The 3,828-nt window shown below is 71.8% G+C and carries 3 protein-coding genes; all 3 read left to right on the top strand.

Annotated elements, in window-relative coordinates:
* Positions 1-272 precede the first annotated feature (272 nt).
* Positions 273-1,163, top strand: a complete 891-nt coding sequence (locus tag VFM98_RS25660) for a hypothetical protein (RefSeq protein WP_325112720.1) — start codon at positions 273-275, stop codon at positions 1,161-1,163.
* A gap of 197 nt (positions 1,164-1,360) precedes the next feature.
* Complete coding sequence (locus VFM98_RS25655) at positions 1,361-2,329, top strand: tripartite tricarboxylate transporter substrate binding protein (RefSeq protein ID WP_325112719.1); 969 nt, start codon at positions 1,361-1,363, stop codon at positions 2,327-2,329.
* A gap of 54 nt (positions 2,330-2,383) precedes the next feature.
* Positions 2,384-3,828 (top strand): acetolactate synthase large subunit (locus tag VFM98_RS25650; protein ID WP_325112718.1); only part of this gene is annotated, 1,445 nt, incomplete at its 3' end.

Here is a 3,828-nt window from a genome sequence, read left to right as displayed (position 1 = left end):
ACCGCGAAGAAGCGGCTCGCGATGGCGGCACCGAAGCGTCCGGCCTCGTCGCGCGCCAGGATCGACCACGTCATTGCTGCATCCCTTGCGGGCCCGGCAGGCCCTGTTGCGGGGGATTCTGGCCCCAGAGTGCCCGCGCCGCTGCCCGGCGCAACCCTGACGCGCGGCGCCGCCGATGCGGCCCCGACTGAGGCAGATCAAGTGGGACCGGCGGCCCGGCGCCAAGAATCGCCTCCATTGCAGGCCGCCTGCCTGCCCGTCAAGGAGATTCCGTGTTCCGTCCCCTCGTGACCGTCGCCGCCGTCCTGGCCCTGCTGGCGGGCTGCTCCCAGCAAGAAGCATCCGCCCCCGCTGCGCCGGCGCCTGCCGCCGGTGGCAGCGTGACGGCCGCCCCCGAGGCAGCCGCTGCCGCCCCGCAGGCCGTCGCGCCGGCCGCTGCCGCCCCGGCCGCGGAGGCGCCCGCTGCCGCCGCACCGGCCGCGACGCCGGTGGCGCAGCAGGCCGCCGCGGCCGCACCGCAGGCCAAGGGCCAGTCGGTCGACATCCTCGGCGCCAACGCCGCCCCGGCCGCACCCGGCGCCTCGCACAACCGCGGCAAGGTCCTGCAGGCGCTCGAAGGCGGCGGCTACACCTATGCCGAAGTGCAGATGGCCTCCGGCAAGAAGGTCTGGATCGCCGGCTCGCACATCGCCGTCAAGCCGGGCACCGAGGTGGAGTGGGGCAACTATGGCCTGATGCGCGACTTCCCGTCCAAGTCGCTCGGCCGCACTTTCGACGAGATCCTGTTCGTGGACCGCTGGGCCCCCGCGGGCCAGGCCGCGGTGGCCGTGGCGCCGCACGGCACCTTCCCCAACGGCATGCCGGCCGCGACCGCGGACCAGATGGCCGCGGCGGCTGCGGGCGCTCCGGCTGCGGCGGCAGCAGCCGACCCGTCCGCGCGCGGCACGGTCAAGACCGTCACCAACGCAGCCGGCTACAGCTACATCGAAGTGGACCAGGGCAGCGGCAAGACCGTGTGGGTGGCCGCGATGCAAACGCCGATGAAGGCCGGCGACAAGGTGCAGTGGGAAGGCGGCACGCAGATGAGCAACTTCACCGCCCGCTCGCTCGGCCGCACCTTCGACAAGATCATCTTCGCCCAGGCGGTGTCCGTGGGCAAATGAACGTGTGACACTTCCTCTCCAAGGGAAGACGTGGGGTGGGGGATGCGCGAGCATCCCCCTTTTTTCTTGGCATCCCCGCGCGGGCACTGGATTCCCGCCTACGCGGGAATGACGGGCCGCAGCCCTGCCGTGACTCCCGATTGACGCTGGCACCGCCGGCCCTTAGCCTGCGCCGCTTCCCTGTCACTGGAGCGGCGATGCGTCTGATTTCGAGGATTCTCACGGGCCTGGTGCTGGCGGGCAGCGTCTTTGCGCTGCCGGCCTCGGCGCAGTCCGACTACCCCACCAAGCCGATCAAGTTCATCGTGCCCTATCCGCCCGGCGGCACCACCGACCTGCTGGCGCGCCTCATGAGCACGTGGCTGACGCAGCGCCTCGGCCAGCAGGTGGTGGTGGAGAACAAGGCCGGCGGCGGCAACAACATCGGCACCGAGATGGCCGTGCGCTCGGCGCCGGACGGCTACACGATCTTCCTGGTCAACCCGGCCAACGCGATCAACGCCACGCTCTACCCCAAGCTGCCCTTCAACTTCCTGGAGGACATGGCGCCGGTGGCCGGCATCGTCCGCGTGCCCAACGTGATGACGGTGACCAAGAACTTCCCCGCCAAGACGGTCGCGGAGTTCATCGAGTACGCGAAGAAGAACCCGGGCAAGGTCAACATGGCCTCCTCCGGCTCGGGCACCTCGGTGCACCTGTCGGGGGAGATGTTCAAGTTCATGACCGGCATCGACATGAAGCACGTGCCCTACAAGGGCGCGGGCCCGGCGATCACCGACCTGATCAGCGGCCAGGTGGACGTGCTGTTCGACAACATGCCGTCGATCATCGGCCACATCCGCGGCGGCTCGCTGCGCGCGCTGGGCGTCACCACCACGCAGCGTTCGCCGGCGCTCGACGTGCAGGCGGTGGCCGAAACGGTGCCGGGCTACGAGGCCAGCGCCTGGTTCGGCATCGCCATGCCCAAGGGCGCGCCGGCCGCCGCCGTGCAGCGGCTCAATCGGGAAGTGAACGCCGCGCTGGCCGACCCCGGCATGAAGGCGAAGCTGGCCGACCTGGGCGGCATGCCGATCCCGGGCACGCCGGAACAGTTCTGGGCCATCCACAAGATGGAGACCGAGAAGTGGGCCAAGATCGTCCACTTCTCCGGCGCCAAGGTGGACTGAGAGGGGCCTCGCGCGGGGCCCTCTAAGATGAGGGGCTTCAAGGAGGACCCCGCCATGAACGGCGCCCGCAGCCTCGTCGCCACGCTTCTCGCGTCCGGCGTCGACACCTGTTTCGCCAACCCCGGCACCAGCGAGATGCATTTCGTGGCCGCGCTCGACCAGAGCGCGGGCATGCGCTGCGTGCTGGGCCTGCAGGAGAACGTGGTCACCGGCATGGCCGATGGCTACTGGCGCATCGCAGGCAAGCCGGCCTGCACGCTGCTGCACTGCGGCCCCGGCCTGGCCAATGGCCTCGCCAACCTGCACAACGCCCGCCGCGCGCACAGCGGCATCGTCAACATCGTCGGCGACCAGGCCACCTGGCACCGGCCGCACGATCCGCCGCTCACGGCCGACACCGAAGGCCTGGCCCGCACCGTCTCGGCCTGGGTGCGCACCAGCACGAACGCGGCGGACGTCGGCCGCGACGCGGCAGCGGCCGTGCAGGCCGCGCGCACGTCGCCGGGGCAAATCGCCACGCTGATCCTGCCCTCCGACGCGTCGTGGGACGAAGGCGGCATCGCCGCCGAGCCGCTGCCCGTGCCGGCGCCACCGCCCTTCGACGGTTTCGCGATCGAGCAGGCCGCGCGCGTGCTGCGCAGCGGCCGGCCGACGCTGATCCTGCTGGCCGGCGGCGGCGTGCGCGGCGAGGCGCAGGCGCTCGCCTGGCGCATCGCGCAGGCCACCGGCGCGCAGCTGATGGCCGACTACATGAATGCGGACGTGGAGCGTGGCCGCGGCCGCCTGCAGCTGGAGCGCACGCCCTACAACACCGACCTGGCCATGGAAGTGCTGGGCCGGTTCGAGCACATCCTGCTGGTCGGCGGCCGGCCGCCGGTGGCCTTCTTCGCCTATCCGGGCAAGCCCTCGCTGCAGGCGCCCCCGCAGGCCCAGATGCACGTGCTGACGCGGCCGGAGCAGGATGCGCGCTCGGCCTTGCGCGCGCTCGCGGAGGCGCTGGGCGCGAAGGATGTGCCGCTGCCCGACCCCGGCCCGCGCCCGCAGCCGGCCAGCGGCGCCCCCACGCCCGACAAGCTGGCGCAGACGCTGGCCGCGCTCATGCCCGAGCACAGCATCGTCTCCGACGAGAGCATCTCCTTCGGCCGCGGCTTCTACAAGCATTCGCATGCGGCGCCGCCGCACGACTGGCTGCACCTGGTCGGTGGCGCGATCGGCGCCGGGCTGCCGGTGGCGACCGGCGCAGCGCTCGGGGCGGGCGGCCAGCGCCGCGTGATCAGCCTGCAGGCCGATGGCTCGGCCATGTATTCGCTGCAGGCGCTGTGGACCCAGGCGCGGGAGAAGCTGCCGTGCACGACGGTGCTGCTGAACAACCGCAAGTACGCGATCCTGCAGGGCGAATACCGGGGAGTGGGGGCGACCCCGGGTCCGACCGCCTTGCGGATGCTGGACCTGGGGGATCCGGATCTCGGCTGGGTTCAGCTGGCCGCCGGGATGGGCGT

Origin of the sequence: Ramlibacter sp., from assembly GCF_035706265.1 — a bacterium.
Lineage (GTDB): Bacteria > Pseudomonadota > Gammaproteobacteria > Burkholderiales > Burkholderiaceae_C > Ramlibacter.
The sequence above is the reverse complement of the archived record's forward strand: the minus strand, read 5'-3'. Positions and strand labels throughout refer to the sequence as shown.